The organism is Methylobacterium sp. E-012 (assembly GCF_057836545.1).
Genome location: NZ_JBYQEY010000001.1, coordinates 194,407 through 218,167, shown reverse-complemented (window position 1 = coordinate 218,167; position 23,761 = coordinate 194,407). Strand labels below are relative to the sequence as shown.

At 73.0% G+C, this 23,761-nt stretch carries 24 protein-coding genes; 20 read left to right on the top strand and 4 right to left on the bottom strand.

Annotation, left to right across the window (positions count from 1 at the left end; translation table 11 throughout):
• Positions 1-100 precede the first annotated feature (100 nt).
• Both AC3IF1_RS00980 and AC3IF1_RS00975 read left to right on the top strand, forming a co-directional pair.
• Positions 101-976 carry a DUF2163 domain-containing protein gene (locus tag AC3IF1_RS00980; RefSeq protein WP_489215157.1) on the top strand — a complete coding sequence of 292 codons (876 nt, stop codon included), beginning with the start codon at positions 101-103 and terminating at the stop codon, positions 974-976.
• Positions 973-1,527 (top strand): NlpC/P60 family protein, encoded by a 555-nt coding sequence (locus tag AC3IF1_RS00975; RefSeq protein ID WP_489215155.1) that lies wholly within the window; start codon positions 973-975, stop codon positions 1,525-1,527. The genes AC3IF1_RS00980 and AC3IF1_RS00975 overlap by 4 nt, the downstream gene beginning before the upstream one ends.
• On the opposite strand, the gene AC3IF1_RS00970 is transcribed toward AC3IF1_RS00975, so the two are convergent.
• The 3 genes from AC3IF1_RS00970 to AC3IF1_RS00960 all read right to left on the bottom strand — a co-directional run bounded on the left by AC3IF1_RS00970 (position 1,458) and on the right by AC3IF1_RS00960 (position 3,269).
• Positions 1,458-1,742, bottom strand: a complete 285-nt coding sequence (locus AC3IF1_RS00970; RefSeq protein WP_243968974.1) for an addiction module antidote protein — start codon at positions 1,740-1,742, stop codon at positions 1,458-1,460. The two genes, AC3IF1_RS00975 and AC3IF1_RS00970, sit on opposite strands and share 70 nt — an antisense overlap.
• Positions 1,742-2,041, bottom strand: coding sequence for a type II toxin-antitoxin system RelE/ParE family toxin (locus AC3IF1_RS00965; RefSeq protein WP_489215153.1), 300 nt, complete (start codon positions 2,039-2,041; stop codon positions 1,742-1,744). Before AC3IF1_RS00965 ends, AC3IF1_RS00970 begins: the two co-directional genes overlap by 1 nt.
• A gap of 70 nt (positions 2,042-2,111) precedes the next feature.
• Positions 2,112-3,269 (bottom strand): methyl-accepting chemotaxis protein, encoded by a 1,158-nt coding sequence (locus AC3IF1_RS00960; RefSeq protein WP_489215151.1) that lies wholly within the window; start codon positions 3,267-3,269, stop codon positions 2,112-2,114.
• Between the two features lie 239 nt (positions 3,270-3,508).
• Between AC3IF1_RS00960 and AC3IF1_RS00955 the strand changes: the two genes are divergently transcribed.
• A complete protein-coding gene (locus AC3IF1_RS00955; RefSeq protein ID WP_489215149.1) occupies positions 3,509-7,405 on the top strand; it encodes a baseplate multidomain protein megatron in 3,897 nt (1,298 codons plus the stop codon).
• Between the two features lie 15 nt (positions 7,406-7,420).
• Positions 7,421-8,677, top strand: coding sequence for a DUF2793 domain-containing protein (locus AC3IF1_RS00950; protein WP_489215147.1), 1,257 nt, complete (start codon positions 7,421-7,423; stop codon positions 8,675-8,677).
• A gap of 4 nt (positions 8,678-8,681) precedes the next feature.
• Here the strand turns inward: AC3IF1_RS00950 and AC3IF1_RS00945 are convergent, their stop codons facing one another.
• Positions 8,682-9,236, bottom strand: a complete 555-nt coding sequence (locus tag AC3IF1_RS00945; RefSeq protein WP_489215145.1) for a GDSL-type esterase/lipase family protein — start codon at positions 9,234-9,236, stop codon at positions 8,682-8,684.
• 130 nt (positions 9,237-9,366) lie between these two features.
• Between AC3IF1_RS00945 and AC3IF1_RS00940 the strand changes: the two genes are divergently transcribed.
• The 16 genes from AC3IF1_RS00940 to AC3IF1_RS00865 all read left to right on the top strand — a co-directional run bounded on the left by AC3IF1_RS00940 (position 9,367) and on the right by AC3IF1_RS00865 (position 23,761).
• Positions 9,367-9,876, top strand: a complete 510-nt coding sequence (locus AC3IF1_RS00940) for a phage tail tip lysozyme (protein ID WP_489215143.1) — start codon at positions 9,367-9,369, stop codon at positions 9,874-9,876.
• A 150-nt stretch (positions 9,877-10,026) separates the two neighbouring features.
• On the top strand, positions 10,027-10,464 hold the full coding sequence (locus AC3IF1_RS00935; RefSeq protein WP_489215141.1) for a hypothetical protein: 438 nt from the start codon (positions 10,027-10,029) through the stop codon (positions 10,462-10,464).
• Positions 10,465-10,501: 37 nt separating this feature from the next.
• On the top strand, positions 10,502-10,861 hold the full coding sequence (locus AC3IF1_RS00930; protein WP_489215139.1) for a hypothetical protein: 360 nt from the start codon (positions 10,502-10,504) through the stop codon (positions 10,859-10,861).
• Between the two features lies 1 nt (position 10,862).
• Positions 10,863-11,084, top strand: a complete 222-nt coding sequence (locus AC3IF1_RS00925; RefSeq protein WP_243968990.1) for a hypothetical protein — start codon at positions 10,863-10,865, stop codon at positions 11,082-11,084.
• Between the two features lie 189 nt (positions 11,085-11,273).
• Positions 11,274-11,645 carry a PepSY domain-containing protein gene (locus AC3IF1_RS00920; RefSeq protein WP_489215136.1) on the top strand — a complete coding sequence of 124 codons (372 nt, stop codon included), beginning with the start codon at positions 11,274-11,276 and terminating at the stop codon, positions 11,643-11,645.
• A 35-nt stretch (positions 11,646-11,680) separates the two neighbouring features.
• A complete protein-coding gene (locus AC3IF1_RS00915; RefSeq protein WP_489215134.1) occupies positions 11,681-12,358 on the top strand; it encodes a response regulator transcription factor in 678 nt (225 codons plus the stop codon).
• Positions 12,359-12,360: 2 nt separating this feature from the next.
• Positions 12,361-13,515 carry a 2-methylaconitate cis-trans isomerase PrpF family protein gene (locus AC3IF1_RS00910; protein ID WP_489215132.1) on the top strand — a complete coding sequence of 385 codons (1,155 nt, stop codon included), beginning with the start codon at positions 12,361-12,363 and terminating at the stop codon, positions 13,513-13,515.
• A gap of 241 nt (positions 13,516-13,756) precedes the next feature.
• Positions 13,757-14,248: a DUF2335 domain-containing protein gene (locus AC3IF1_RS00905; protein ID WP_489215130.1), complete on the top strand. Its 492-nt coding sequence runs from the start codon at positions 13,757-13,759 to the stop codon at positions 14,246-14,248.
• On the top strand, positions 14,245-15,663 hold the full coding sequence (locus AC3IF1_RS00900) for an ATP-binding protein (RefSeq protein ID WP_243968998.1): 1,419 nt from the start codon (positions 14,245-14,247) through the stop codon (positions 15,661-15,663). The genes AC3IF1_RS00905 and AC3IF1_RS00900 overlap by 4 nt, the downstream gene beginning before the upstream one ends.
• A gap of 166 nt (positions 15,664-15,829) precedes the next feature.
• Complete coding sequence (gene ccmI, locus AC3IF1_RS00895) at positions 15,830-17,320, top strand: c-type cytochrome biogenesis protein CcmI (RefSeq protein ID WP_489215127.1); 1,491 nt, start codon at positions 15,830-15,832, stop codon at positions 17,318-17,320.
• Positions 17,321-17,490: 170 nt separating this feature from the next.
• Positions 17,491-17,994 carry a cytochrome c maturation protein CcmE gene (ccmE, locus tag AC3IF1_RS00890; protein WP_243969004.1) on the top strand — a complete coding sequence of 168 codons (504 nt, stop codon included), beginning with the start codon at positions 17,491-17,493 and terminating at the stop codon, positions 17,992-17,994.
• 10 nt (positions 17,995-18,004) lie between these two features.
• Entirely contained in the window at positions 18,005-20,005 is a 2,001-nt protein-coding gene (locus AC3IF1_RS00885; protein WP_489215125.1) for a heme lyase CcmF/NrfE family subunit, read from the top strand.
• A gap of 242 nt (positions 20,006-20,247) precedes the next feature.
• Complete coding sequence (locus AC3IF1_RS00880) at positions 20,248-20,661, top strand: cytochrome c-type biogenesis protein (RefSeq protein ID WP_243969031.1); 414 nt, start codon at positions 20,248-20,250, stop codon at positions 20,659-20,661.
• Positions 20,662-20,758: 97 nt separating this feature from the next.
• Complete coding sequence (locus AC3IF1_RS00875; RefSeq protein ID WP_489215123.1) at positions 20,759-21,415, top strand: glutathione S-transferase family protein; 657 nt, start codon at positions 20,759-20,761, stop codon at positions 21,413-21,415.
• A gap of 316 nt (positions 21,416-21,731) precedes the next feature.
• Complete coding sequence (locus AC3IF1_RS00870; protein WP_243969009.1) at positions 21,732-22,205, top strand: formate dehydrogenase subunit gamma; 474 nt, start codon at positions 21,732-21,734, stop codon at positions 22,203-22,205.
• Positions 22,202-23,761 carry a formate dehydrogenase beta subunit gene (locus AC3IF1_RS00865; RefSeq protein WP_243969011.1) on the top strand — a complete coding sequence of 520 codons (1,560 nt, stop codon included), beginning with the start codon at positions 22,202-22,204 and terminating at the stop codon, positions 23,759-23,761. Before AC3IF1_RS00870 ends, AC3IF1_RS00865 begins: the two co-directional genes overlap by 4 nt.

The following is a 23,761-nucleotide window of genomic DNA, read 5'->3' as shown; positions in this document are numbered from 1 at the left end:
AGGCGAGCCGCCGCACGCGCGGCGACGCGCGTTCGCGCTGGCCGACGGCCGATCGCCGTCGAGAGTCGTTGTCTCCGGCCGTCGGTATGAGAGGTCAGCCATGCGCGACATCCCGGCGGCCTTCGCGGCCCATCTCGCGGGGGGCGTGACCACCCTGTGCCGCTGCTGGTCCCTGCGGCGGCGGGACGGGGTCGCCCTCGGCTTCACCGACCACGACCGCGACCTGACCCTGGCGGGCCTCGTCCACGCCGCCCGGACCGGGCTGGAGGCCGCCGAGGCCAGCGCCGAGCTGGGCTTCGCGGTCTCCGGCGGCGACGTCGCCGGGGCGCTGAGCAGCCTCGGGCTCACCGAGGCCGACATCGCCGGGGGCCTCTACGACGGCGCCACCGTGGAGACCTGGCTGGTCGACTGGGCCGACCCCGAGACGCGCCTGCTCCTGGACCTCGCCACGATCGGCGAGGTGCGCCGGGAGGGCGACGCCTTCGTGGCGGAGCTGCGCGGCCTCGCGCACCGGCTCGACGCGGAGCGCGGCCGGACCTATCGCGCCACCTGCGGCGCCGATCTCGGGGATGGGCGCTGCCGGGTCGACCTCGCCCCCTGGCGGACCACCGGCACGGTCGTCGATGTCCCGGAACCGGCGACGCTCGCGGCGGCGCTGGCGGGGACTGTCCCGGACGAGCTGTTCACCGGCGGCCGCCTCGCCTGGACCGGGGGGGCCAATGCCGGCCTCGCGGCGGATGTGCGCCTCCAGCTCGGCAGCCTGATCGAACTCTGGACCGCGCCGCCCCGGCCGGTCGCGGCGGGCGACGGCTTCACCCTCACGGCGGGCTGCGACAAGCGCCTCGCCACCTGCCGGGACCGCTTCGCCAACACGGCGAACTTCCAGGGGTTTCCGCACATGCCCGGCAACGACGCGGTGATGCGCCCGGTGCCGGCCTCGGACCACGTCCTCGACGGCGGGAGCCTGTTCCGATGAGCGCGATGCCGAGGGAGAGCGGCCACGACATCGGTGCGGCGGCGCTCGGCGAGGCCCGCCTGTGGCTGGGAACGCCCTACCGGCATCAGGCCTCCCTGCGCGGGGTCGGCTGCGACTGCCTCGGGCTGCTGCGCGGGGTCTGGCGCGGGCTCTACGGCGCCGAGCCGGAGGCGGTGCCGCCCTATGCGGGCACCTGGGCGGAATCGGCCCCCCCCGGCACAGACCCGCTCGCCGCGGCGGCGGCGCGCCACCTCGTGCCGGTACCCGGCCCCCTCGCCGAGGTCGTGCCGCGGGCCGGCGACGTGCTGCTCTTCGCCTTCCGCCGCCACCTGCCGGCCCACCACTGCGCCATCGCCACCGGGGACGGCGCCATGATCCACGCCCATGACGGCGCGGTCGTCGCCGAGGTGGCGCTCACCGGATGGTGGCGGCGGCACCGGACGGGGGTCTTCCGGTTTCCGGCGGGCGGGTCAGGCCAGGCTTACGACGATCCGGTCGCGACAGTCAGCTTGACGCCCAGGACGTCCATGACCTTGCGGACGGTCTCGTAACGAAGCTTCGAGCCCGGCGTCAGGGCCTTGTAGAGGCTCTCCCGGCCCAGGCCCGCCTCACGGGCGATCTGTGACATGCCGCGGGCTTTGGCGACGTCGCCGAGGGCGGCGATGAACAGTTCGGGATCGGGATCATCGAGGGCTGTGGCGAGGTACTCGGCGATGGCCTCCTCGCTGTCCAGAAACTCCGAGGCGTCGAAGGGGGTGAAACGCATCAGGCAATCCCATCAAGCTTGTCAGCCATGGCTTTGGCTCGCTGAATGTCCCGGCTCTGACTGGACTTTTCGCCGCCGCACAGCAGCAGATACGTCACCTCGCCGCGGCGAACGTAATAGATCCGGTATCCAGGGCCATACGGGATCCGCATCTCGAAAACGCCCGCGCCGACAGGTTTGACGTCGCCGAGATGACCCAGCCCTGCGGCGCGGATCCGGGCTGCGATGCGAGCCTTGGCGCGATGATCGCGCAAGCCCGCGAGCCACGTCCGGAACGTGTCGGACAGCAGAATCGTCACGCAGGGATCGTATCCGGTCGGATACATCGTGGCAAGACGGCGTCGGGGGAGAGGCGGCCCGGAACCACCCTCACGCCGCCCGCACGGTGGCCAGGAAACCGGCGACCTCGCCGCGCAGCGCCTCGGATTGGCGGGACAGCGCGTCCGCCGCGCCGAGCACCTGACTGGCCGCGGCGCCGGTCGCCCCGGCCGCCTCGGCGACATCCGCGATGGTCCGCGTGACATCGCCGGTCGCGGGGGCCGCCTGGGACGTGTTGTGCATGATCTCCCGGCTGGCGACGCCCTGCTGCGTGATCGCCGCCGCCATCGCGCTCGCGACGTCGCTGATCTCGCGGATGCGCGCCCCGATCGTCTGCATCGCCTGCGCCGCGAGGCCGGTCGAGCTCTGCACCTGGGCGATGCGCTGGCCGATCGCCTCTGTCGCCCGCGCGGTCTGGGCGGCGAGTTCCTTCACCTCGTTGGCCACCACGGCGAAACCGCGACCGGATTCCCCGGCCCGGGCGGCCTCGATCGTGGCGTTCAGAGCGAGCAGATTCGTCTGCCCGGCGATCTGCGCGATCAGGTTGGCGACGTCGCCGATCTCGGTCACGGCGGAGTTCAGGGCGGAGACGTGCTCGACGGTCCGCTCGGCCTCGGCCACGGCGGCCTGGGCGCGGCGCGCGGAATCGCCGGCCTGCCGGCCGATCTCGGAGACCGAGGTCCCGAGTTCCTCGGCTGCGGCGGCCGCCGCGCTCACGGTCTGCGCCGTCTGCGCGGCGGCGCTCGCCACCGTGACGGATTGCGCGGCGGTTCCGCTGGCGGCGGTGCTCATGGCCGAGGCGGTCGCCTGAAGTTCGGTGGCCGCGGACGAGACCATGCCGACGATGCCGCCGATCGCGGCCTCGAACGAATCGGCGAGGGCCTGCACGTCCGCGGCGTCCGCGACGAAGCGGTCTGCCCGCGCCCGCACCGCGTCGATCGCGGAACGCAGGTCCGGCATTTCGGCGTCCAGCATGACGAAGTCCTGCCGGAGTTCGGCCACCGTCGTGTTCAATTCCGCGCTCGCCAGCCGGATCTGGTGCTCATCGGTCTCCGCGATGGTGCGGTAGACAGTATAATTGATCTGGTAGATCAGGCGAATGACGCTCCGCGCGACCTGCGCCGCCTGCGCATCGTGGGCGACGAATTGCCCGTAGCGCGCGCCGATCGCGGTCAGGCGGTCGGTCGCATGCCATACGCATGCGAACACGATGAGTCCGATCGTGAGCACGATCGTCAAGATTTTATGGATTGTTTTCAAGTGAATGCGCGGGATCATTCGCCATATCCTGAATAATGTAAGCTTATTGACTGGATTAAATCTTTTCGCGCTGCGCCATTCTTGCTGACGATCGAACGGGATAATTTTTAAGTCTGTCGATCAGATGACCGGATCCCTGTGGGATCGGGCCCGAGAGGCACAGAAATCGTTGGCACTGGAGTCCCGCCATGGCGACCCTGATCCTGTCCTCCGCCGGCGCGGCCGTGGGCACCGCACTCGGGGGGCCGATCGGGGCGGTGGTCGGGCGGACGCTCGGCGCGGTCGCGGGCTCGGCCCTGGGCGGCGCCCTGTTCGGCTCCGGGCGGCATACGCGCTTCGTCGAGGGGCCGCGGCTCGCCGACGTGGCCGGGCTCACCTCCACGGAGGGCGATCCGATTCCCCGGGTCTACGGTCGCGCCCGGATCGGCGGCACCCTGATCTGGGAGACGCGCCCGCTGGAGGTGGCCAACACCACGGTGGCGGGCGCCGCCGCGCCCGCCAAGGGCCTGGGCGGCCAGAGGACGGTCACCACACGCTACGCCTATTTCGCCAACCTCGCGGTCGGGCTGTGCGAGGGCGAGATCGCCTATGTCCGCCGGATCTGGGCGGACGGCAAGGAGATCGACCAGGCCGGCCTCACCCTGCGGGTCCATACCGGCGGCCCCGACCAGGCCCCCGATCCGCTGATCGTCGCCAAGGAGGGGGCGGCCGACGCCCCGGCCTATCGCGGCCTCGCCTACGTGGTGTTCGAGGGCCTGCCGCTTGCCGATTTCGGCAACCGCGTCCCGCAATTCGCCTTCGAGGTGATCCGCCCGGTCAATGGCCTGTGGCGCCGGATCCGCGCCGTCGAGCTGATCCCCGGCGCCAGCGAGTTCGGCCTCGATCCCGCCCGCGTCACCGTCGATCTCGGCTTCGGCCGGACCGAGGCCGCCAACCGGCACCAGCTCCAGCGCGCCACCGACGTCCTCGCCTCCCTCGACGCTCTCCAGGCCCTGTGCCCGAACCTGCGGCGGGTCGCCGTGGTGGCGACGTGGTTCGGCACCGACCTGCGGGCCGGGGCCTGCCGGGTGGTGCCGAAGGTCGAGGCGACGCAGAAGCGCGCCGTGCCGGAGGATTGGCGCGTCGCCGGGATCCCCCGCGCGAGCGCCGAGGCGGTCTCGCTCCTGCCGGACGGCAACCCGGCCTATGGCGGCACCCCGAGCGATGCCGGGCTGACCCGGCTGGTCGCCGAGCTGGTCCGCCGCGGCCTGGAGGTGCTGCTCTACCCCTTCGTCATGATGGACGTGCCGGCCGGCAACGCGCTCCCCGACCCGCGCGTGCCCGGCGCGACCCAGCGGCCCTATCCCTGGCGCGGCCGCATCACCTGCGATCCGGCCCCGGATCTCCCGGGCAGTCCGGACGGGACCGCCGCCGCCGACGCGCAGGTCGCGGCCTTCTTCGCGGGCGGATACAACGCCGAGGTGCTGCACTACGCCGATCTGGCTTCCCGGTGGGCGGCCTCCGGGGTTCGGATCGCCGGCTTCGTGATCGGCAGCGAGTATGTCGGCCTGACCCGGGTGCGGGGCGCCTCCGGCTACCCGGCCGTGCAGGCCTTGCGGGCGCTGGCCGCCGCCGTGCGCGAACGCCTCGGCGCCGGTGTCGCCCTGGTCTACGGCGCGGACTGGACCGAGTACGGCGCCCATATCCGCGACGGCGGCGCCACGATCCGCTTCCCCCTCGACGATCTGTTCGCCGATCCCGTCATCGCGGCGGTCGGGATCGACTGGTACGCACCGGTCTCGGATTGGCGGGACGCGCCGGAGCATGCCGACCTCGCGCTGGCGGGCGACATCGCCGACCGCGCCTACCTCAAGGCGCGCGGCGCGTCGGGCGAGGGCTTCGACTGGTACTACGCCGACGCGGAGGGCCGCGCCGCCCAGGATCGCCGCCCGATCACCGACGGCGCCGCCGGCAAGCCCTGGGTCTACCGGGCCAAGGACCTCGTGGCGTGGTGGTCGAACCCGCATGTGGAGCGGGACGGCGGCGTCGAGACCCGCACCACCGCCTGGGTGCCGGGCGCCAAGCCGATCTGGCTCACCGAGGTCGGGGTGCCGGCGGTGGACAAGGGCACGAACGGCCCCAACGTCTTCCCCGACCCGAAATCCGTCGAGAACGCAGTCCCGCCCGAATCCCGGGGCCTGCGGGACGAGCTGATCCAGCTCCGCGGGCTGGAGGCGGTGATCGCCCGGTTCGATCCGGCGGTGCCGGGCTTCCGGGAGGCCGACAACCCGGTCTCGCCGGTCTATGGCGGCCGGATGGTCGACCCGGCCGGGATCTTCGTCTGGGCCTGGGACGCCCGGCCCTTCCCGGCCTTTCCGACCGTGCGGGGGGTCTGGGCCGATACCGGCAATTGGCGCATCGGCCACTGGATCACCGGGCGGATCGAGGGCTGCGACCTCGACCTGCTGGTCCTGGCGATCCTGGCCGATTTCGGCTTCGACGCGGCGGTCTCCGTGGAGGCGGCGGCCTATCTCGACGGCTACGTCGTCGACCGGCCGCTCTCGGCGCGCGGCGCCCTGGAGACCCTGGCGCAGGTCTACGGCCTCGACGTCTCGGCGGTGGCCGGCACCCTGCGCCTGCGCGGGCCGCGCCGCGACCGGCCGGTGGTGCTGGCGGAGGCCGATCTCGTCCGGCTCGCCGCGGAGCAGCCCGTGCTGCGCCAGGTCCGGGCTGAGGAGAGCGCCCTGCCGCGCACGGTGGAGCTCGGCATCACCGAATCCGAGAGCGCCGAGTACCGCCGCGCCGCGGCCGCGGCCGTGCGGCCCGTCGGGGAGCGGCGGCGCGAGACCCGGATCGAGACGGCGATCGTCACCCGCCGCGAGACCGGCGACGGGCTCGCCGAGGCGCTGCTCGACCGGATCATCGCGGCCCGCGACAGCGCGGTCTTCACCCTGAGCCCGCGCCGGGTGGAGCTGGAGCCGGGCGACCTCCTGGCGGTACCCGCGGCCGTGCCGGGCGGCACGGTCCTGCGCCGGATCGACCGGATCGACGACGCCCCCACGGGCCGCCGGATCGAGGCGAGCGGGGTGCCGCCCCGGGCCGGGCCGGGGCGCGGCCTGTCCCGCAGCCCGGCTTTGACCGCGGTGGCGCCGCCGGCCTTCCCGGGGCCGCCGCTGGCGCTCGCCCTCGACCTGCCGGTGGACCGCGGCAGCCCCACGATCCTGCAATACCTCGCGGTGGCGGCCGAGCCCTGGCCCGGCACGGCCGCCATCTGGCGGGCCGAGGGGTCGGGACCGCTCGCGCTCCAGGGTTTCGCCGATTACCCCGCCTGCCTGGGGCGGACCCTCACGGCGCTGCCCGCCGGGCCGCTCTGGCGGATCGACCGGCACCGGAGCCTCGACGTCGGCCTGCGCCGGGGCGGGACGCTCGCGTCGATCGGCGAGGCCGCGATGCTGGCCGGGGGCAACCTGTTCGCCCTGATCGGCCCGGACGGGGCCGTGGAACTGCTCGGCGCCGCGAACGCCGTGCTGATCGGGGCCGACACCTACCGGCTCTCCGGCCTCCTGCGCGGGCTCGCGGGCAGCGAGGCGGCCGCCGGCCGGGCGGCTCCGGCGGGCAGCCTGATCGTGCGCCTCGACGACGGCGCCGTGGTGCCGCTGGTCGACCGGCTCGACGCGGTCGGCCGCGGCTTCCGCTACCGGATCGGGCCGGCGGATCGCGATCCGGGGGATCCGGCCTTCACGGAGCTCGCCGCCACGGCCGGGCTCGGCGCGCTCGCGCCGCTGCGGCCGGTCCACCTGCGGGCCCGCCGGGAGGCGCAGGGCGTGCGCCTGTCCTGGATCCGGCGGGTGCGCCGCGACGGCGATGCCTGGGAGCCGGCCGAGATCCCGCTCGACGAGCCCGAACGCTACGCGGTCACGGTGTTCTCGATCGCCGGCACCCCCCTGCGCACGCTCCGGGCCGAGGCCCAGACCCTCCTCTACGCCGACGAGGCCGCCGATTTCGGTGGCCCGCAGGCCGTCCTCGACGTGGCCGTTGCGCAGATCGGCGCCGTCGCCGGCCCCGGACCCGCCTGCCGCGCCCGCATCCCCGTCCGCTCGGCCTGACCCTCGGGAGCCCCCATGTCCGACGCCACGCCCCATCTCGGCCTGCCGCTGATCGCCGCGAGCCAGGCCCAGAAGCACGTCACCCACAACGAGGCTCTGGGCCTCCTCGACGCGCTCGTGCAGCTCGCCTGCCTCGACAAGGACCTCACGGCGCCGCCTGCGCGCCCCGCCGAGGGCGACCGCTACCTCGTGGTCGCGGCCGATCCGGGGGGCGCCTGGGCGGGGCTCGGCGGACAGGTGGTGCGCTACGCCGACGGCGTCTGGACCGGCGCGGTCCCCCGGGCCGGCTGGTTCGCCTACCTGGTGGACGAGGCCGACCTCTACGTGTTCGACGGCGCGGCCTGGACGAGCTTCCGCCGCACGCTGACGGCGATCCAGAGCGTGAGCCGCCTCGGGATCAACACCGGGGCGGACAGCACCAACCGCCTCGCCGTCAAGTCGGATGCCGCGCTGCTCACCTGGGACGACGTCACGCCCGGCTCCGGCGACATGCGGATCGCCGTGAACAGGAAGGACGCGGCCCGCGACGCCGCGCTGGTCTTCGAGACCGGCTACGCGGCCCGGGCGCTCCTGGGAACGCTCGGGAGCGACGACTTCGCCCTGAAGGTCTCGGCCGATGGGGCCGCCTTCGCCACCGCCCTCACCGCCGCGGCGAAGACCGGCGGGATCGACTTCGCCTCGAGCGAGACCGCGCTCGCCGCCGCGGCCACCACGGATCTCGGCGGCACCGGCACCCGGCGGGTCCTCGTCACCGGCGCGGCCCGGATCGCAAGCTTCGGCGCCGTGCCCGACCGTGAGCGGTTCGTGCGCTTCGCGGCCTCCGCGACGCTGGTCCACGATGCCGCGACGCTGGCGCTGCCGACCCGGGCCGACATCGTGACGGGGGCCGACGACACCTGCATCGCCACCTCGGACGCGGCGGGCCGTTGGCGCGTGCGCCATTACCAGCGCGCCGACGGGACGCCGCTGGCGGTCGGCGCGCAGACGCTCGCGGCCAACGGCTCCGTGCGGTTCGCGGGCGGGCTGATCCTGCAATGGGGGCTCGTCACCCCGTCCGATCCGCAGGCCGCGGTGTCGTTCAACCGCGCCTTTCCGAGCGGCTGCGTCGGCATCTGGACGCAGGCGGCCGCCAACGAGGACGGCGCCCTCTACGCCGCGCAGGTGACCGACCTCACGGTGACGGAGTTCACGATCCGCCTGCGCCGCGCCGCGTCCGGCTCGGTCTCGGGGGCGAAGAACGTCTCGATCTTCTGGCTGGCGCTGGGTTTCTGAGCCTTCAGCCGGGGTCGAGGGCCGCCAGCATCACGGGCTCGATCGCCGCGTAGCCGGCGGCGTTCAGGTGGATCCCGTCCTCGGTGAATGCGCGTCGCAGCGCCCCGGATTCGGTGGCGAGGGGGGCGTGATAGTCGATGAAGCGGGCGGCACCCGCGGTGCAGCAGGCGTGCAGCCACGCGTTCAGGGCGCGGATGCGCGCCGCCGGCCGCAATTCGGGGCGCCACCCCCAGAAATCGCTCGGCATCACGGAGCCGCTCGCGAGGGGCAGCCCGGCCTCGAACGCCATCCGCCCCATGGCCAGGATGTTCCCGGCGATCGCCCGGTCGGAGACCGGGCCGCCGATCGCCGCGATGTCGTTGATCCCGCACAGCAGATGGATCCCGCGCGCCCCCGCGGTGTCCCGGAGGAACCGCGCGCGGATCTGGCCGCTCGTCTCGCCCGGGACGCCCCGGGCCAGGAACCCGCGGTGCGCGAAGGTCTCGGGGCACGCCAGGCCCCAGCCCGCGGTGATCGAGTCTCCGATGAACACCAGCGGCCGGTCCCGTCCGCGTCCCACGCCGTCCCCCCTCCGCGCCGGTCCGCTCCGTCATCGCACGGGCGAGAACCGCGTCGCAACGGGCGCGGGAACCGAGACCGGGACGAGGCCCGAACCGGCGTCAAACCCGCCACCGAACGGAGAACCGCCCATGCCGAATGCCGCAGCGGAGAAGAGCCGGGAGACTGGCTTCGCGGCCGAATGCCGTCGCCTCGGACCCCGCCTGATGCGCGACCTCGGGCTCACCGACATCCAGGCCGCGGGGCTCCTGGGCAATCTCGGCCATGAGAGCGGGGGCTTCCGCCAGATCCAGGAGATCGCCCCCACCGTCCCGGATTCCCGCGGCGGCTGGGGCCTCGCCCAATGGACCGGCGCGCGGCGTGACGCCATGGAGGCATGGTGCCGGGCGCACGGCCTTGACCCCGCCACCCGGGAGGCGAATTACCGCTATCTCTGTGCGGAATTGCGCACCGCCGAGGCCCCGGCGCTCGCCGCCCTGCGGGCCGCCGCGACCCTCGAAGCCGCCACCGAGACGGTGTGCCGTCGCTACGAGCGGCCGGGCATCGTCGCCCTGTCCAGCCGCCTTGGCTGGGCCCGCCGGGCGCTCGCGGCCCTGCGCGACCGTCCCGCCGGCACGACCGGCCCGCACGGGCGGCGCTGAGCCCCCACAGGTTCCCGAGCCGGCCGGGTCCGCCGCGCGATCACCGATGGAGACCGATCATGACGCACCGCTTCCGCGCGGGGGCTCGCCCTCGCCTGCGCGGCCTTCCCGGCCGCCCTCGTATCCCCGGCCCACGCCGCCGCGGCCGGCGTGACATTGCCCTGGGGCGACTGGCTGACCGCCCTGCTCCAGCCGGTCTCGGCGGTGCTCGTGCCGCTCGCCGCCGCCGCCGTGACCGCCGGCATAGCCCGGGTCGCCCCCTGGGCGGCCTCCGTGATCACCCGCGACCGGGTCGAGGCCGCGATCCGGGCCGGCGCCGAGTTCGGCCAGAACGCCGTGGCCGGCGCCGCCCGGGGCCGGACCGTCAGCGTCGATCTCGGCTCCGCGGTGGTGGCGGCCGGCGCCCGCCACGTCCTGGCCCATGCCCCCGCCCGCGTGGTCCGGACGGCCGGCGGGGCCGAGGGCGTCGCCGCCCGGATCTTCCGGGCCCTGCCCCTCGATCCCCAGGCGAGCGCGGCCAACGTCCTCGCCCCCGCGCTGCGGCAGCTGCGGGAGGAGGATCGCGCGCCGGCCGCGCGGCAGGGCTGAGGCCGGGCCGGCGCATCCTTCGGGGGAGATCGCGACCATGACGCATGTCCGCATCCCGCCCCGCAGGCGCGCCGGCCCTGTCGCCGAACCCTCCGAGGACGAGGCCGGGCCCGGCATCGCCCTCGGGGGCCGGGCGCGGGCGATCCGCTTCCCGCCGTTCTGGCACGCGTGGTTCGCCCGCCAGACCGAGGCGCGGCTCGCCGCCCTCGACGAGCTGGTCGACGCCCATGTCGAGCGGCGGGCGCTGCGCCGCTACCTCCGCCGGCTCAAGCACGCCACCGTGCTGGCCTTCCTCGCGGCGGCGGCGGTGGCGCACTGGTTCTCGGATCAGATCGCGTGGCTCGCGGAGCGGATCCCCGCCCTGCGAGCCGTCTGGAACCTCGTCGCGGGAGGGTGAGATGGGACTGACCTTCGACCGGATCCTCGATCGCCTCTGGCTGGTCCTCGCCGGCGCGGCGGCCCTGGCCCTCGCGCTCCACGGGGGCGCAGAACTCGGGCTGCGCGGCTGGTCCTCCGGGGCGCCGGTCCAGACCGCCCAGGCGGCCGCCCCGGCCGCGCCCGGCCGCACGGACCGACCCGGCGCCGGGTGCCGGGACGGGGGCGCCGATCCGGTCCGCTGAGGCGGGCCGCGTCCTCCTCCGCGCGGGGGGCGGCGCCCGGGAACCGGGGGGCGCCTCGGCCGTAATGACGGCACCATGCCGTCCGCGATCCGCACGTCCGCACTCCGCCCGCCCGATGCGCCCGCCGCCGGAGGCCAACGGCTACGTATTCAGGGGGCATTCAGTGCCCTCGGCCCACATCTCCTGCCAATGCGCTACGCCATCGCCCTCGTCGCCATCAGCCTGACCGCCGCGGCCCTCGCCGCGGGCGGCCTCGGCTCCATGGCGGATGACGGCCCGGCCCCGCAGACCGGCGCCGTCTCGGGCCCGGCGCCGATGCGGATCGAGACCTGCCTGTCCCCCGCCGACATGCGCGAGGAGGTCGGCGAGCGGCGGGTGATCCCGCCCGTGGCGGCGATCCGGGCGGCCCGCTCGGTGATCCCCCGGGCCGAGATCCAGCGGGCGAGCCTGTGCCGGCACGACGACACCCTCGTGTACATGCTGACCGCCTTGCGCCGGGACGGGCATTTCGTGCACGTCATCGTCGATGCGCGCACCGGCAGCGTGGCGGGACAATATTGAGCGGGCGCCGAAACCGTCTCGGAGGGGAGTGAGCCGTGCGTCTGCTCGTCGTGGAAGATGACAAGGACATCAACCGGCAGGTGGTCTCCGCCCTGGAGGAGGCCGGCTACGTCGCCGACAAGGCCTATGACGGCGAGGAGGGCGGCTATCTCGGCGAGAGCGAACCCTACGACGCGATCATCCTCGACATGGGCCTGCCCAAGGCCGACGGGGTCACGGTGCTGCAGAAGTGGCGCCGGGCCGGGGTGAAGACGCCGGTGATCATCCTCACCGCCCGGGACCGCTGGTCCGACAAGGTCGACGGCTTCGATGCCGGCGCCGACGACTACGTGACCAAGCCGTTCCACATGGAGGAGCTGATGGCCCGGGTCCGCGCGCTCCTGCGCCGGGCCGCCGGCCACGCCTCCAGTCAGATCACCTGCGGGCCGGTCACCCTCGACACCCGCTCCGGCAAGGTCTTCGTCGACGGCGCCCAGGTGAAGCTGACCAGCCACGAATACCGTCTGCTCTCCTACCTGATGCACCATACCGGCCGGGTCGTCTCCCGGGCGGAACTCACCGAGCATCTCTACGACCAGGATTTCGACCGGGATTCCAACACCATCGAGGTGTTCGTCGGGCGCCTGCGCAAGAAGCTCGCGGTCGACCTGATCCAGACCGTGCGCGGCCTCGGCTACCTGGTCGATCCCAACCAGCCGCCGGCGCGGGTGTGACCGTGAGGCCGGTGCCCGGCACGCTGCCGGCCGTGTTCATGCGCGGCGGCACCAGCAAGGCGCTGATGCTGCACCGCCGGGACGTGCCGGGGGACCTCGCCGCCTGGGAGCCGGCCTTCCTGTCCGCCATGGACAGCCCCGACCCGTTCGGGCGCCAGCTCAACGGCATGGGCGGGGGCGTGTCGTCGGTGTCGAAGATCTGCGTGGTCGAGCGCTCGGCGCGGCCGGAGGCCGATCTCGATTACACCTTCGTGCAGGTGGTGGTCCGCGAGGGGCGGATCGACCTGTCGGGCAATTGCGGCAACATGCTCGCGGCGGTGGGGCCGTTCGCGGTGGACGAGGGGCTCGTGCAGGTCGCGGACGGCCCGGTGTCCCTGCGGATCTACAACACCAACACCCGCAAGCTGATCGAGGCCGGCTTCGCGGTCCGGGACGGGCGGACCGTCTACCGGGGCGACCTCGCGATCCCCGGCGTCACCGGCACCGGGGCGCCGATCCGCCTCGACTTCGTCGATCCGGGCGGCGCCACCACCGGCCGGCTGCTCCCCACCGGCGTGGTCCGGCAAACCCTCGCCGTGCCCGGCCTCGGCCCGGTCGAGGCCTCGCTGGTGGACGCGGCCAATGCCTGCGTGTTCGTCCGCGCCGCCGATCTCGGATTGTCCGGGACCGAGCTGCCCGCCGCCCTGGAGGCGGTGCCGGGCCTCCTCGACCGGCTGGCGCGGATCCGCCGGGCCGCCTCGGTGGCGATGGGCATCGCCCCCGATCTCGAGGCCGCCGCGCGGATCGTCCACGTGCCGTTCGTGGGCCTCGTCGCGCCGCCGCGGGAGGCCGGCAGCCTGTCCGGTGAGCGCGTCCGCGCCGGGGATGTCGATCTGACCGCCCGGGTGATCTCCAACGGCGTGCCGCACCAGGCCCTGCCGCTCACCGCCACCCTGTGCCTCGCCGTCGCCGCCCGGATCGACGGCAGCCTCGTCCACGAGGCCGCGCGCCCCACCGGCGCGGCCCTGCGGGTCGGCATGCCGTCGGGCATCCTCACCGCCGACGCCGCCGTGGCACGGGACGGGGACGGATGGCGGGCGGCGCGCGGTTCGTTCTTCCGCACCGCGCGGCCGCTGATGCGGGGGGCGGTGTACTATGATGCGCTGGCGCCGGTTTGAGCCGGCGGCGGTGTTGTGGCCCTGACACCAAACGTTCTACATGGCTCAGGCCAGCGCCACGGATCCGCCCGCGTCATGACTCCCGCCGAAAAACCCGGTCCGATGCCGCGGACACGCTCGTTCAGCGCCTGGAGCGGTCTGAGTGCCCTGGCCTCGCTCTGGCCCGTCGCCTCCGAGCCCATCCGGTATCCGCATCGTGACGAGACCGAGGCCCTGTGCGGCGACTTTTCCCGAATCGGTGATGAACTGCGGGGCATCATCGAGCGTGAGGCGGCACGTGGGCCGGTCAGGCAGGACTAGAGCGCCGGCGCGCCAACCTGTTCCGACCGACCAGGGTGCATCCGCGAGCCGAAGCGAGTCCTCGGCGGAGGTCGGGCGTGGCAGCTACTGGCGGGGGCCGCTGCCGCCACCGGCTGTGTTGGAGAGCTTCGCGCGATTGGTCCCCGACGCGCCTGAGCGCATCTTCCGTCAATGGGAGACGGAAGCCGAACATCGGCGGGCCTACGAGCGACAGGCCTTGGAGGCTGCAATCCGGCGCGATGGACGCGGTCAGATCAGCGCACTTGTCTTCGCGGTGGCAGCCCTGTCGGTATCTGCCTTCGCGCTCTGGCTCAATCAGCCCTGGGTCGCGGGGACGATTGGCGGCGGGACCATCGCCTCCGTCGTCGGCGCATTCCTCTATCAGCGCGTGACGGGGAAGAAGACGCTACCCCTATCGCCGGCCGATCGATGATCGACCTCATCGCCCTCTTCTCCCTGCGCCGCCGCTCCATCGCGGTGCGGCTGGCCGTGTCGGCGTTCCTGTCGAGCTCGGCGATCCTGCTGATCGCGGCCTGGATCCTCACGACCCTCTACCGGGAGAACACCGAGCGGTCCTTCGACAGCCGGCTCCTGGTTTTCGCCAACAACCTCGCCACCGATCTCGTCTCGCCCAACGACCCCGAGAGCCGGACCTTCTCGCTCGGCGATCCGCGCTTCGACCTGCCCCTGTCGGGCTGGTACTGGCAGGTCGGCAAGCCCGACGCGAAGCCCCGGGACGTGCGCACCTCCCGCTCCCTCGTCGGGGTGCCGCTGCCCGCGGCCACGGATTCGGACGGCAAGGTCGGGATCGGGCAGATCCGCCAGGGCTACGGCAAGGGCCAGGACGGGCGCCTCCTGCGCATCATGGAGCGCGACGTCGATCTCGGCGAGGAGGGCCGCTACACGGTGCGGGTCGCCGGGCCCGCCGACGAGATCGTCAACGACGTCGACCGGTTCCGCAATTCGCTGACCATCACCTTCGGCCTGCTCGGCCTGTCGCTGGCGCTCACCACCCTGCTGCAGATCCGGTTCGGCCTCGCGCCGCTCAAGAAGATGCGCGCGGCTCTCGGCGCGGTCCGCCGGGGCGAGGCCGACCGCATCACCGGCACCTACCCGCGCGACATCGCCCCGCTCACCGGCGAGGTGAATCTCCTGATCGAGACCAACCGAGAGATCCTGGAGCGCGCCCGCACCCAGGTCGGCAACCTCGCCCACGCCCTGAAGACGCCGCTCTCGATCATCGTCAACGAGGTCGGCGCCTCGGACGCCCCGGAGGAACTGTCCCAGAAGATCCGCGAGCAGGCCGCGGTGATGCGCGACCAGGTGAACTATCACCTCGACCGCGCCCGCGCCGCCGCGCTCGCCGGCACGCTGGGCACCTCCACGGAGGTCGAGCCGGCCCTGGCCGGGCTCGTGCGGACGTTCGGAAAGATCTACCGGGACAAAGACATCGCCTACGACGTCCACGTGCCGCCGGGCCTGCGCTTCCGGGGGGAACGCCAGGATTTCGAGGAGATGGTCGGCAACCTCGTCGACAACGCCTCGAAATGGGCCCACGGCCGGGTGGCGATCCGCGCCGAGGCGGTGGCCAAGGACGATTATCCCCACCTTCTCGTCGCCATCGAGGATGACGGGCCCGGCCTGCCCCCGGAGGCGCGCCAGGCGGTGCTCGGCCGGGGGCGGCGGCTCGACGAATCCAAGCCCGGCTCCGGCCTCGGCCTGTCCATCGTGGCGGATCTCGCGACCCTCTATCGCGGGCGCTTCACCCTGGAGCAGGCGGCGCTCGGCGGCCTGCGGGCGGTGCTGGAGGTGCCGGGCGACGCACCGGTGGGGGCGGCAACCCTCTGACGCGGGCCGGGGCGATCGGAGACCTGACCCCTCGTCTCTGCCCCCTTGTCATCGCGCGGGAGTTGCGTGACACCGTGCCGCCGCCGGGGGGTGTCGTGGCGTCCCGCCGCCGGCTCCACATGGCGTGGGGAGGCGCGGGCCGGTCGGGCCCGCTGGCGAAGGTTCGATGACGGCGATCTGGTTCATCCTGGCGGCCATGACCGCGGCGGCCGTCCTCGGCCTGCTCTGGCCGATGTCGCGGCGCGCCGCCGTGCCGGCCGGCGAGGCGGGCGGGACCGCCATCGCAACCGAGACCGCCTTCTACGAGGATCAGATCGCCGAGATCGCCCGCGATCTGGAGCGCGGCCTGATCGCCCCCGAGGAGGCCGAGTCGGCCAAGGCCGAGGCGGCGCGCCGCCTGCTCCGGGCGAGCCGCGAGGCGCAACTCGAGGCCGAGGATGCCGGGGCCGCCGAGGCGGCGCGTCCGGCCGAGCCGCGCCTGCGCCGGCGCCGGGCGGCCTCCGCCTTCGCGGTCTCCACCATCCCCCTCGTGGCGCTGATCGCCTACGGCCTCTACGGCTCCCCGGAACTGCCCGCCCAGACCCCCGCCGACCGCGCGGCCGCCCGCGGCGGCACCGACGAGCTGATGAAGGCGGTGGGACAGATCGAGGCGCGGCTCGCCCGGGATCCGAACGATGTCCGCGGCTGGGCGGTGCTCGCCCCGGTCTACATGCGCACCGGCCGCTTCGACGACGCCGCCCGCGCCTACGCCAACATCGCCCGGTTGAAGGGCGAGACCGCCGACCTCCTCGCCGACCAGGGCGAGGCGCTGACGGCGGCGTCCGACGGCACCGTCTCGCCCGAGGCGAAAGCGCTGTTCGAGAAGGCGCAGGCCAAGGACCCGAACGCCCCCAAACCCCGCTTCTATCTCGCCCGGGCGGCCGAGCAGGCCGGTGATACCGGCGCGGCGATCGGCCAGCTCACCACCCTCGAAGCGTCGAGCCCGCCTGACGCCCCCTGGCTCGGGATCGTGCGCCAGACGCTCGCCCGCCTCAAGGGCGAGCCGCCGCCGCCGGCCGCGGCGCCGCAGGCCGCCCCGAAGATCCCGGCGGAGCAGCAGGCCGCGATCCGCGGCATGGTCGACGGGCTCGATGCCCGGCTCAAGAGCGGCGGCGGCACGCCGGACGAGTGGCTCCGGCTCGTCCGGTCCCGGGCGGTGCTCGGCGAGCCCGATCAGGCGGCCGCCGCCCTGACCCGCGCCCGCGCGGCCCTGGCCGGCGATCCGCAGGGTCTGGCCCAGGTCGAGCAGGGCGCCCGCGCCATCGGCCTCGATTCGGAGGGGGCTCCCGCCCGGCCGGCCGCTCCCGCCCCGCCCGGGCCGGCGGCCCAGGCCGAGACCGAGGCCGCGATGGCGGCCGTGCGCGCCATGCCGCAGGCGGAGCGCGACGCGGCCATCCGCGGCATGGTCGAGGGCCTCGACCGCCGCCTGGCCGCCCGGGGCGGCACCCCGGACGAGTGGCTGCGCCTCGTGCGCTCCTACAGCGCGCTGGGCGACCGCGACCAGGCGATCAAGACCCTGGACCGCGCCCGGATGGCGCTCGCCGCCAACGGCGAGGCGGTGGCGCGGCTCGATGGACTCGCCCGGGAACTCGACCTGCCCGGCAAGCCCGATCCCTGACCCCGCGGCGGCGCAGGGGACCCCGCCGCGGCACGGCCGATACGACAATCGGTCCCGATGGCTGCCCTTGACCCACGCCGCTGCGGGGTCGACACCCTGATAAGATAGAATGAGAACGGTTCGGGTCTGGGCGGCGATCCGCCCGCCGGATCCCCTGGGGTGGACGTAACGTGACGCGAAAGAGCCGCCGCCTGATCCTGATCGCCGCCTGCGGCAGCGTGCTCGCCCTGGCCGTGGGGCTGATCCTATTCGCCATGAGCGGGTCGATCGTGTTCTTCCGCTCGCCCTCCGACATCGCCCTCCAGGGCATCGCGCCGGGCACCCGGCTGCGGCTCGGTGGCCTCGTGAAGGACGGATCGCTCAAGCGCGGGCCCGACCAGACGGTGGATTTTTCCGTGACCGACACCAACGCCACCGTCGAGGTCCAGTACAAGGGTCTGCTGCCGGACCTGTTCCGCGAGGGGCAGGGCGTGGTGGCCGAGGGCATGCTGGAGCCGGGCGGGCGGTTCCGGGCCGACACCGTCCTGGCCAAGCACGACGAATCGTACATGCCCCGGGAGGTCGCCGACGCGCTCAAGGCGCAGGGGCGCTGGCAGGAGGGCGGCAGCAACGGAAGCCCGAAGGCCGTCACCGCGTCGACCGAAAAAACCCTCGGCCCCCGCAGCGAGCGGTAAGAGACCCCGCATGATCGTCGAGACCGGCCATTTCGCGCTCGCGCTCGCGCTCGCGATCTCCCTCGTCCAAACGGTGATGCCCGTCTGGGCGGCGCGATCGGGGGACCCGGCGCTCCGCCAGACCGCCTCGCAGGCGGCGCTCGGGGCCTTCGCCTGCGTGCTGTTCGCCTTCGCGGCGCTCACGTACGCGCACGTCACCTCGGACTTCTCGGTCCAGAACGTCGTCGAGAACTCGCACACGCAGAAGCCGCTGATCTACAAGATCTCCGGCGTCTGGGGGAACCACGAGGGCTCGATGCTCCTCTGGGTCCTGATCCTCACCCTGTTCGGCGCCTGCGTGGCGGTGGCGAGGAATTCCGTGCCGCCGCGTCTGCGCGCCAACACCCTGGGCGTGCAGGGCCTGATCACCGCGGTGTTCGTGCTGTTCATCATCACGACCTCGAACCCGTTCAGCCGGGTGATCCCGGCGCCGCTGGAGGGCAACGATCTCAACCCACTGCTGCAGGATCCCGGCCTCGCGATCCACCCGCCGCTCCTCTACATCGGCTATGTCGGCTTCTCGATCAGCTTCGCCTTCGCGGTCGCCGCGCTGATCGACGGGCGGATCGACGCCGTCTGGGCGCGTGCGGTGCGGCCCTGGACGCTCACCGCGTGGTGCTTCCTGACGCTGGGCATCGCGATGGGCTCGTACTGGGCCTATTACGAACTCGGCTGGGGCGGCTGGTGGTTCTGGGACCCCGTCGAGAACGCCTCCCTGATGCCCTGGATCGCCGGCACGGCGCTGCTGCACTCCACCGTGGTGATGGAGAAGCGCGACGCCCTGAAGGTCTGGACGGTGCTGCTCGCGATCCTGACCTTCTCGCTCTCGCTGATCGGGACCTTCCTGGTCCGCTCGGGCGTCATCACCTCGGTCCATTCCTTCGCCACCGACCCGACCCGGGGCGTCTTCATCCTGGCGATCCTGATCCTGTTCATCGGCGGCTCGCTGACGCTGTTCGCGTGGCGGGCGCCGCTGCTGCGCCAGGGGGGGCTGTTCGCGCCGATCTCCCGGGAGGGCTCGCTGGTCCTCAACAATCTCTTTCTCGTGGCGGGCTGCGCCACCGTGCTGGTCGGGACCCTGTACCCGCTGCTGCTGGAGATGCTGACCGGGGAAAAGATCACGGTCGGTCCGCCCTTCTTCAACGCCACCTTCGTGCCGCTGGCGATCCCGCTCCTGCTGATCGTGCCGTTCGGACAGGCCCTGGCCTGGAAGCGTGGCGACGTGCTCGCCGCCGCGCAGCGCCTGTTCGCCGCCCTGGCGGTGGCCCTGGCGATCGGCTTCGCAGTCTTGGCCCTGACCTGGGGCGGGCCGGTGATGGCGCCGGTCGGCATCGGACTCGGCGCCTATCTGCTGATCGGCTCCGCCCTGGAGATCGTCTCCCGCGCCCGGGGCTACGGGGCGAGCCGGGCGCGCTCCCTCGGCCAGATCGGACGCCGCGCCGCGGGCCTCCCGCGCTCGGCCTGGGGCACCGCGCTCGCCCATGCCGGCGTCGGCGTGGTGGTGATCGGCATCGCCGCCCAGGGCTGGGCGACCGAGGGGCTGGCGACCCTCAAGCCCGGCCAGACTCTGGTATCGGGACCCTACGTGGCGACCCTCGACCGGGTCGGACCCCGCCAGGGCCCGAACTACGAGGAGGCCGCCGCCACCCTCACGATCCGGACGCGCGCCGGCGACGAGGTCGGGCAGGTGGAGACCGGCAAGCGCTTCTACCCGAGCCGCAAGATGGCGGTGACGGAATCGGGCCTGCTGACGATCGGCGTGAGCCAGGTCTATGCCAGCCTCGGCGAGATGGGCCAGGACGGCGGCGTCGGCCTGCGCCTCTACTACAAGCCGCTGGTGCTGCTGATCTGGCTCGGCGCCGTGGTCATGGCCCTGGGCGGCGGCCTCTCGCTCACCGACCGCCGGATGCGCGTGGGCGTCCCTGCCAAGGCGAAGGCCCGGCCGCTCCCCGCCGCTGTGCCGGCCGAGTGAGGGCGGACATGATGGCCGATGCGGTTTTCCCTCCCCCCTCTGCGGGGGAGGGTGGGCCGGCCGTCAGGCCGGGTCGGGAGAGGGGAGCGCCGTATCCGGAGATGTCGCACCGGAAGCCCCATCCTGTACCGTCGCGCTGCCCCTCTCCCCCCCTGCTTCGCCGGGTACCCTCCCCCGCAGAGGGGGGAGGGGCGCGCGCGCGGGTCCGTCTCGCTTTCGCGCTCTTTGCGGCCCTCGCGCTCATCACCCCCGCCCACGCGGTCCAGCCCGACGAGGTGCTGAAGGACTCCGCCCTGGAGCACCGGGCCCGGGAGATCTCCGCCGAGCTGCGCTGCCTCGTCTGCCAGAACCAGTCGATCGACGATTCCGACGCGCCGCTGGCCAAGGATCTGCGCCTGATCGTGCGCGAGCGCCTGCAGACGGGCGACAGCGACCGGGCGGTGCTGGACTACGTCGTCGCGCGCTACGGCGAGTTCGTATTGCTGCGGCCGGTCTTCGCCCTGCACACGCTGCTGCTGTGGCTGACGCCGGTGCTGGCGGTCCTGCTCGGCGGCTTCGGCCTCTGGCGCCTTGCCCGCCGCCGGCCGGCCGCGCCGGTCCGGACCCTGTCGCCCGCCGAGGAGGCGGAGGTCGCCGCGCTGCTGCGGCGGGAGTAGACTCGGGCCGGGTCGCGATTCGCCGGCATCGGGCGGCACAAGTCTTGGATCGGGGATCGCAGACCGCAGGATCGGCGACGTGCCCGGGGGCAGGACGATGACGGCTGCTACGCTCACCATCTCGAGCTGCAACTACTCCTCCTGGTCCCTGCGGGGTTGGCTGATCTGCCGGATGGCCGGGCTCGATTTCGACACGGAGGTCCTGTCCGGCGCCGATGCCGGCAGCCGGGCGGAGTTGCTGCACCTGTCGCCGTCCTTCCTCGTGCCGCGCCTGCGCCACGGCGACGTGGTCGTCTGGGACACGCTGGCCATCGCCGAATATCTTGCCGAGACCTTCCCGGAGGCCGGCTTCCTGCCCGGCAGCGTCGCGGAGCGGGCCCATTGCCGCTCGATTTCCGGCGAGATGCATTCCGGCTTCGTGAACCTGCGCTCGGCCCTGCCGATGAACCTGCGCGCCTTCCACCCGGGCTTCCGGGTATTCAACGGCGCGAAGGCCGATATCGACCGCATCTGCACGATCTTCGACGATTGCCTCGACCGCTACGAGGGGCCGTACCTGTTCGGCGCCCGGCCCGGCCTGGCCGATGCCCTGTACGCCCCGGTCTGCACCCGCTTCCGCACCTACGACGTCGCTCTGCCGCCCCGCGCCGCCGCCTATCGCGACACGATCCTGCACTGGCCGCTGATGGTCGAGTGGGCCGAGGCCGCCGCCGACGAGCCGGACGAGATCGAAGAGCTGGAAATGGAGTTCTGAACCGGCGGCCCGATGGGCGCGACCCGGGGCGCTCCCGGTGCGTGCAGCGTCACCGCGGGACGGCGAGCCTCCGGGGCAGCATGCAATTTCTTGCAGGGCACAAAGCCTTGTTGCGGTGCAAGAACGTTTCTCCGGCAGTAGGCCGGTTCTAAGAACGCGTTCTGTGACAGCCATTTACCGACGCCCTTGCTGCGACCGTACGGCAGGTGACAGTTCGACAGGCGTCCTTTGTCGAGCGACCGGACAGCACGATTGAAGCCGACCGGCATTTCTGTTCCTCTTCGCATTAGAAAAGGAACAGACTGGGTTGGAAATCATGGCGCGTCACGAGCCCTGGAGCGCGGAACGCGCCACCGGGATCATCGCCGAACATACCCATCTCGAAGGGGCGACGCTGCCGATCCTGCACGCGCTGCAGGAGACCTTCGGCTACGTCGACCAGGGGGCCGTGCCGCTGATCGCGGAGGCGCTGAACCTGTCGCGCGCCGAGGTGCATGGCTGCGTCACCTTCTACCACGACTTCCGCGCGCATCCGGCCGGCCGCCACGAGGTGAAGCTGTGCCGGGCCGAGGCCTGCCAGGCCATGGGTTCGGACAAGCTCCACCGGGAGATCCTCGGCCGCCTCGGCTGCGGCTGGCACGAAACCACCGCCGATGGCGGCGCCACGGTCGAGCCGGTCTACTGCCTCGGCCTCTGCGCCAACGGCCCCGCCGCTTTGGTGGACGGTGAGCCCCTGGCGCACCTGACCGCCGACGCCCTCGAAGCTGCCCTGACGGAGGTGCGCCAGTGAGCGTCACGCTCTACGTTCCCCGCGACGCCGTCGCCCTCGGCCTCGGCGCCAACAAGGTCGCCCGCGCCCTGTTCGCCGGCGCCGAGCGCCGCGGCCTCGACGTCACCATCGTGCGCACCGGCTCCCGGGGCCTGACCTGGCTGGAGCCGATGGTCGAGGTCGGCACGCCGGAGGGGCGGATCGCCTACGGCCCGGTGAAGATCGAGGACGTCGACGCCCTGCTCGACGCCGGTCTGACCACGGGCGGCGACCACGCCCTGCGCCTCGGCGACCCCGAAAAGATCCCCTACCTCGCCCGGCAGCAGCGCCTGACCTTCCACCGCTGCGGCGTGATCGATCCGGTCTCCGTGGACGATTACCGGGCCCATGGCGGCTATCGCGGCCTCGAGGCCGCGCTGAAACTCGACGCCGAGGGCATCGTCGCGGCGGTGCGCGAGTCCGGCCTGCGCGGCCGGGGCGGCGCCGGCTTCCCGGCGGGCATCAAGTGGAACACGGTGATGCTCGCCAAGGGCGAGCAGAAATACGTCGTCTGCAACGCCGACGAGGGCGATTCCGGCACCTTCGCCGACCGGATGATGATGGAGGGCGACCCCTTCAACCTCATCGAGGGCATGACCATCGCCGGGATCGCGACCGGCGCCACCCGCGGCTACATCTACCTGCGCTCGGAGTATCCGCAGGCGTTCGCGACGCTGAAGGAAGCGATCGCCAACGGTATCAACGCCGGCGTTCTCGGCGACGACATCCTGGGTTCGGGTAAAAAATTCCACCTGGAGGTGCGGCTTGGAGCCGGCGCCTATATCTGCGGTGAGGAGACCTCGCTGCTGGAGAGCCTGGAGGGCAAGCGCGGCATCGTCCGGGCCAAGCCGCCGATCCCGGCGCTCAAGGGTTTTCTGGGCAAGCCGACGCTGGTCAACAACGTCATGACCTTCACGGCCGTGCCGTGGATCCTGGAGCATGGCGCCCAGGCCTATGCCGATTACGGCATGGGCCGCTCCCTCGGCACCCTGCCGATCCAGCTCGCCGGCAACGTCAAGCACGGCGGCCTGATCGAGATGGCCTTCGGCATCACCCTGCGGCAGGTGATCGAGGAGTTCGGCGGCGGCACCCGATCGGGCCGGCCGGTCCGGGCCGTGCAGGTCGGCGGGCCGCTCGGGGCCTACTTCCCCGATCACCTGCTCGACACGCCGCTGGATTACGAGGCGATGGCGGCCCAGAAGGGCCTCGTCGGCCATGGCGGCATCGTCGTGTTCGACGACACCGTCGACATGGCGAGCCAGGCCCGCTTCGCCTTCGAGTTCTGCGCGACCGAGTCGTGCGGCAAGTGCACCCCGTGCCGCATCGGCGCGACCCGGGGCGTCGAGACGATGGACAAGGTGATCGCCGGCATTCGGCCGGAGGCGAACCTGAAGCTGGTCGCGGACCTCTGCGAGGTCATGACCGACGGGTCGCTCTGCGCCATGGGTGGGCTCACGCCGATGCCCGTGATGAGCGCGATCACCCACTTTCCCGAGGATTTTCGCCGCGCGGGCTCGCTGCCTGCGGCGGCCGAGTGA

What these genes read in the sequence shown, in the direction of transcription:
- AC3IF1_RS00980 (WP_489215157.1), top strand. Translation starts at nt 101, where the DNA reads ATGCGCGACATCCCGGCGGCCTTCGCGGCCCATCTCGCGGGGGGCGTG.
- AC3IF1_RS00975 (WP_489215155.1), top strand. Translation starts at nt 973, where the DNA reads ATGAGCGCGATGCCGAGGGAGAGCGGCCACGACATCGGTGCGGCGGCG.
- AC3IF1_RS00970 (WP_243968974.1), bottom strand. Translation starts at nt 1,742, where the DNA reads ATGCGTTTCACCCCCTTCGACGCCTCGGAGTTTCTGGACAGCGAGGAG.
- AC3IF1_RS00955 (WP_489215149.1), top strand. Translation starts at nt 3,509, where the DNA reads ATGGCGACCCTGATCCTGTCCTCCGCCGGCGCGGCCGTGGGCACCGCA.
- AC3IF1_RS00950 (WP_489215147.1), top strand. Translation starts at nt 7,421, where the DNA reads ATGTCCGACGCCACGCCCCATCTCGGCCTGCCGCTGATCGCCGCGAGC.
- AC3IF1_RS00940 (WP_489215143.1), top strand. Translation starts at nt 9,367, where the DNA reads ATGCCGAATGCCGCAGCGGAGAAGAGCCGGGAGACTGGCTTCGCGGCC.
- AC3IF1_RS00930 (WP_489215139.1), top strand. Translation starts at nt 10,502, where the DNA reads ATGACGCATGTCCGCATCCCGCCCCGCAGGCGCGCCGGCCCTGTCGCC.
- AC3IF1_RS00925 (WP_243968990.1), top strand. Translation starts at nt 10,863, where the DNA reads ATGGGACTGACCTTCGACCGGATCCTCGATCGCCTCTGGCTGGTCCTC.
- AC3IF1_RS00920 (WP_489215136.1), top strand. Translation starts at nt 11,274, where the DNA reads ATGCGCTACGCCATCGCCCTCGTCGCCATCAGCCTGACCGCCGCGGCC.
- AC3IF1_RS00905 (WP_489215130.1), top strand. Translation starts at nt 13,757, where the DNA reads ATGAACTGCGGGGCATCATCGAGCGTGAGGCGGCACGTGGGCCGGTCA.
- AC3IF1_RS00900 (WP_243968998.1), top strand. Translation starts at nt 14,245, where the DNA reads ATGATCGACCTCATCGCCCTCTTCTCCCTGCGCCGCCGCTCCATCGCG.
- ccmI (WP_489215127.1), top strand. Translation starts at nt 15,830, where the DNA reads ATGACGGCGATCTGGTTCATCCTGGCGGCCATGACCGCGGCGGCCGTC.
- AC3IF1_RS00885 (WP_489215125.1), top strand. Translation starts at nt 18,005, where the DNA reads ATGATCGTCGAGACCGGCCATTTCGCGCTCGCGCTCGCGCTCGCGATC.
- AC3IF1_RS00875 (WP_489215123.1), top strand. Translation starts at nt 20,759, where the DNA reads ATGACGGCTGCTACGCTCACCATCTCGAGCTGCAACTACTCCTCCTGG.
- AC3IF1_RS00870 (WP_243969009.1), top strand. Translation starts at nt 21,732, where the DNA reads ATGGCGCGTCACGAGCCCTGGAGCGCGGAACGCGCCACCGGGATCATC.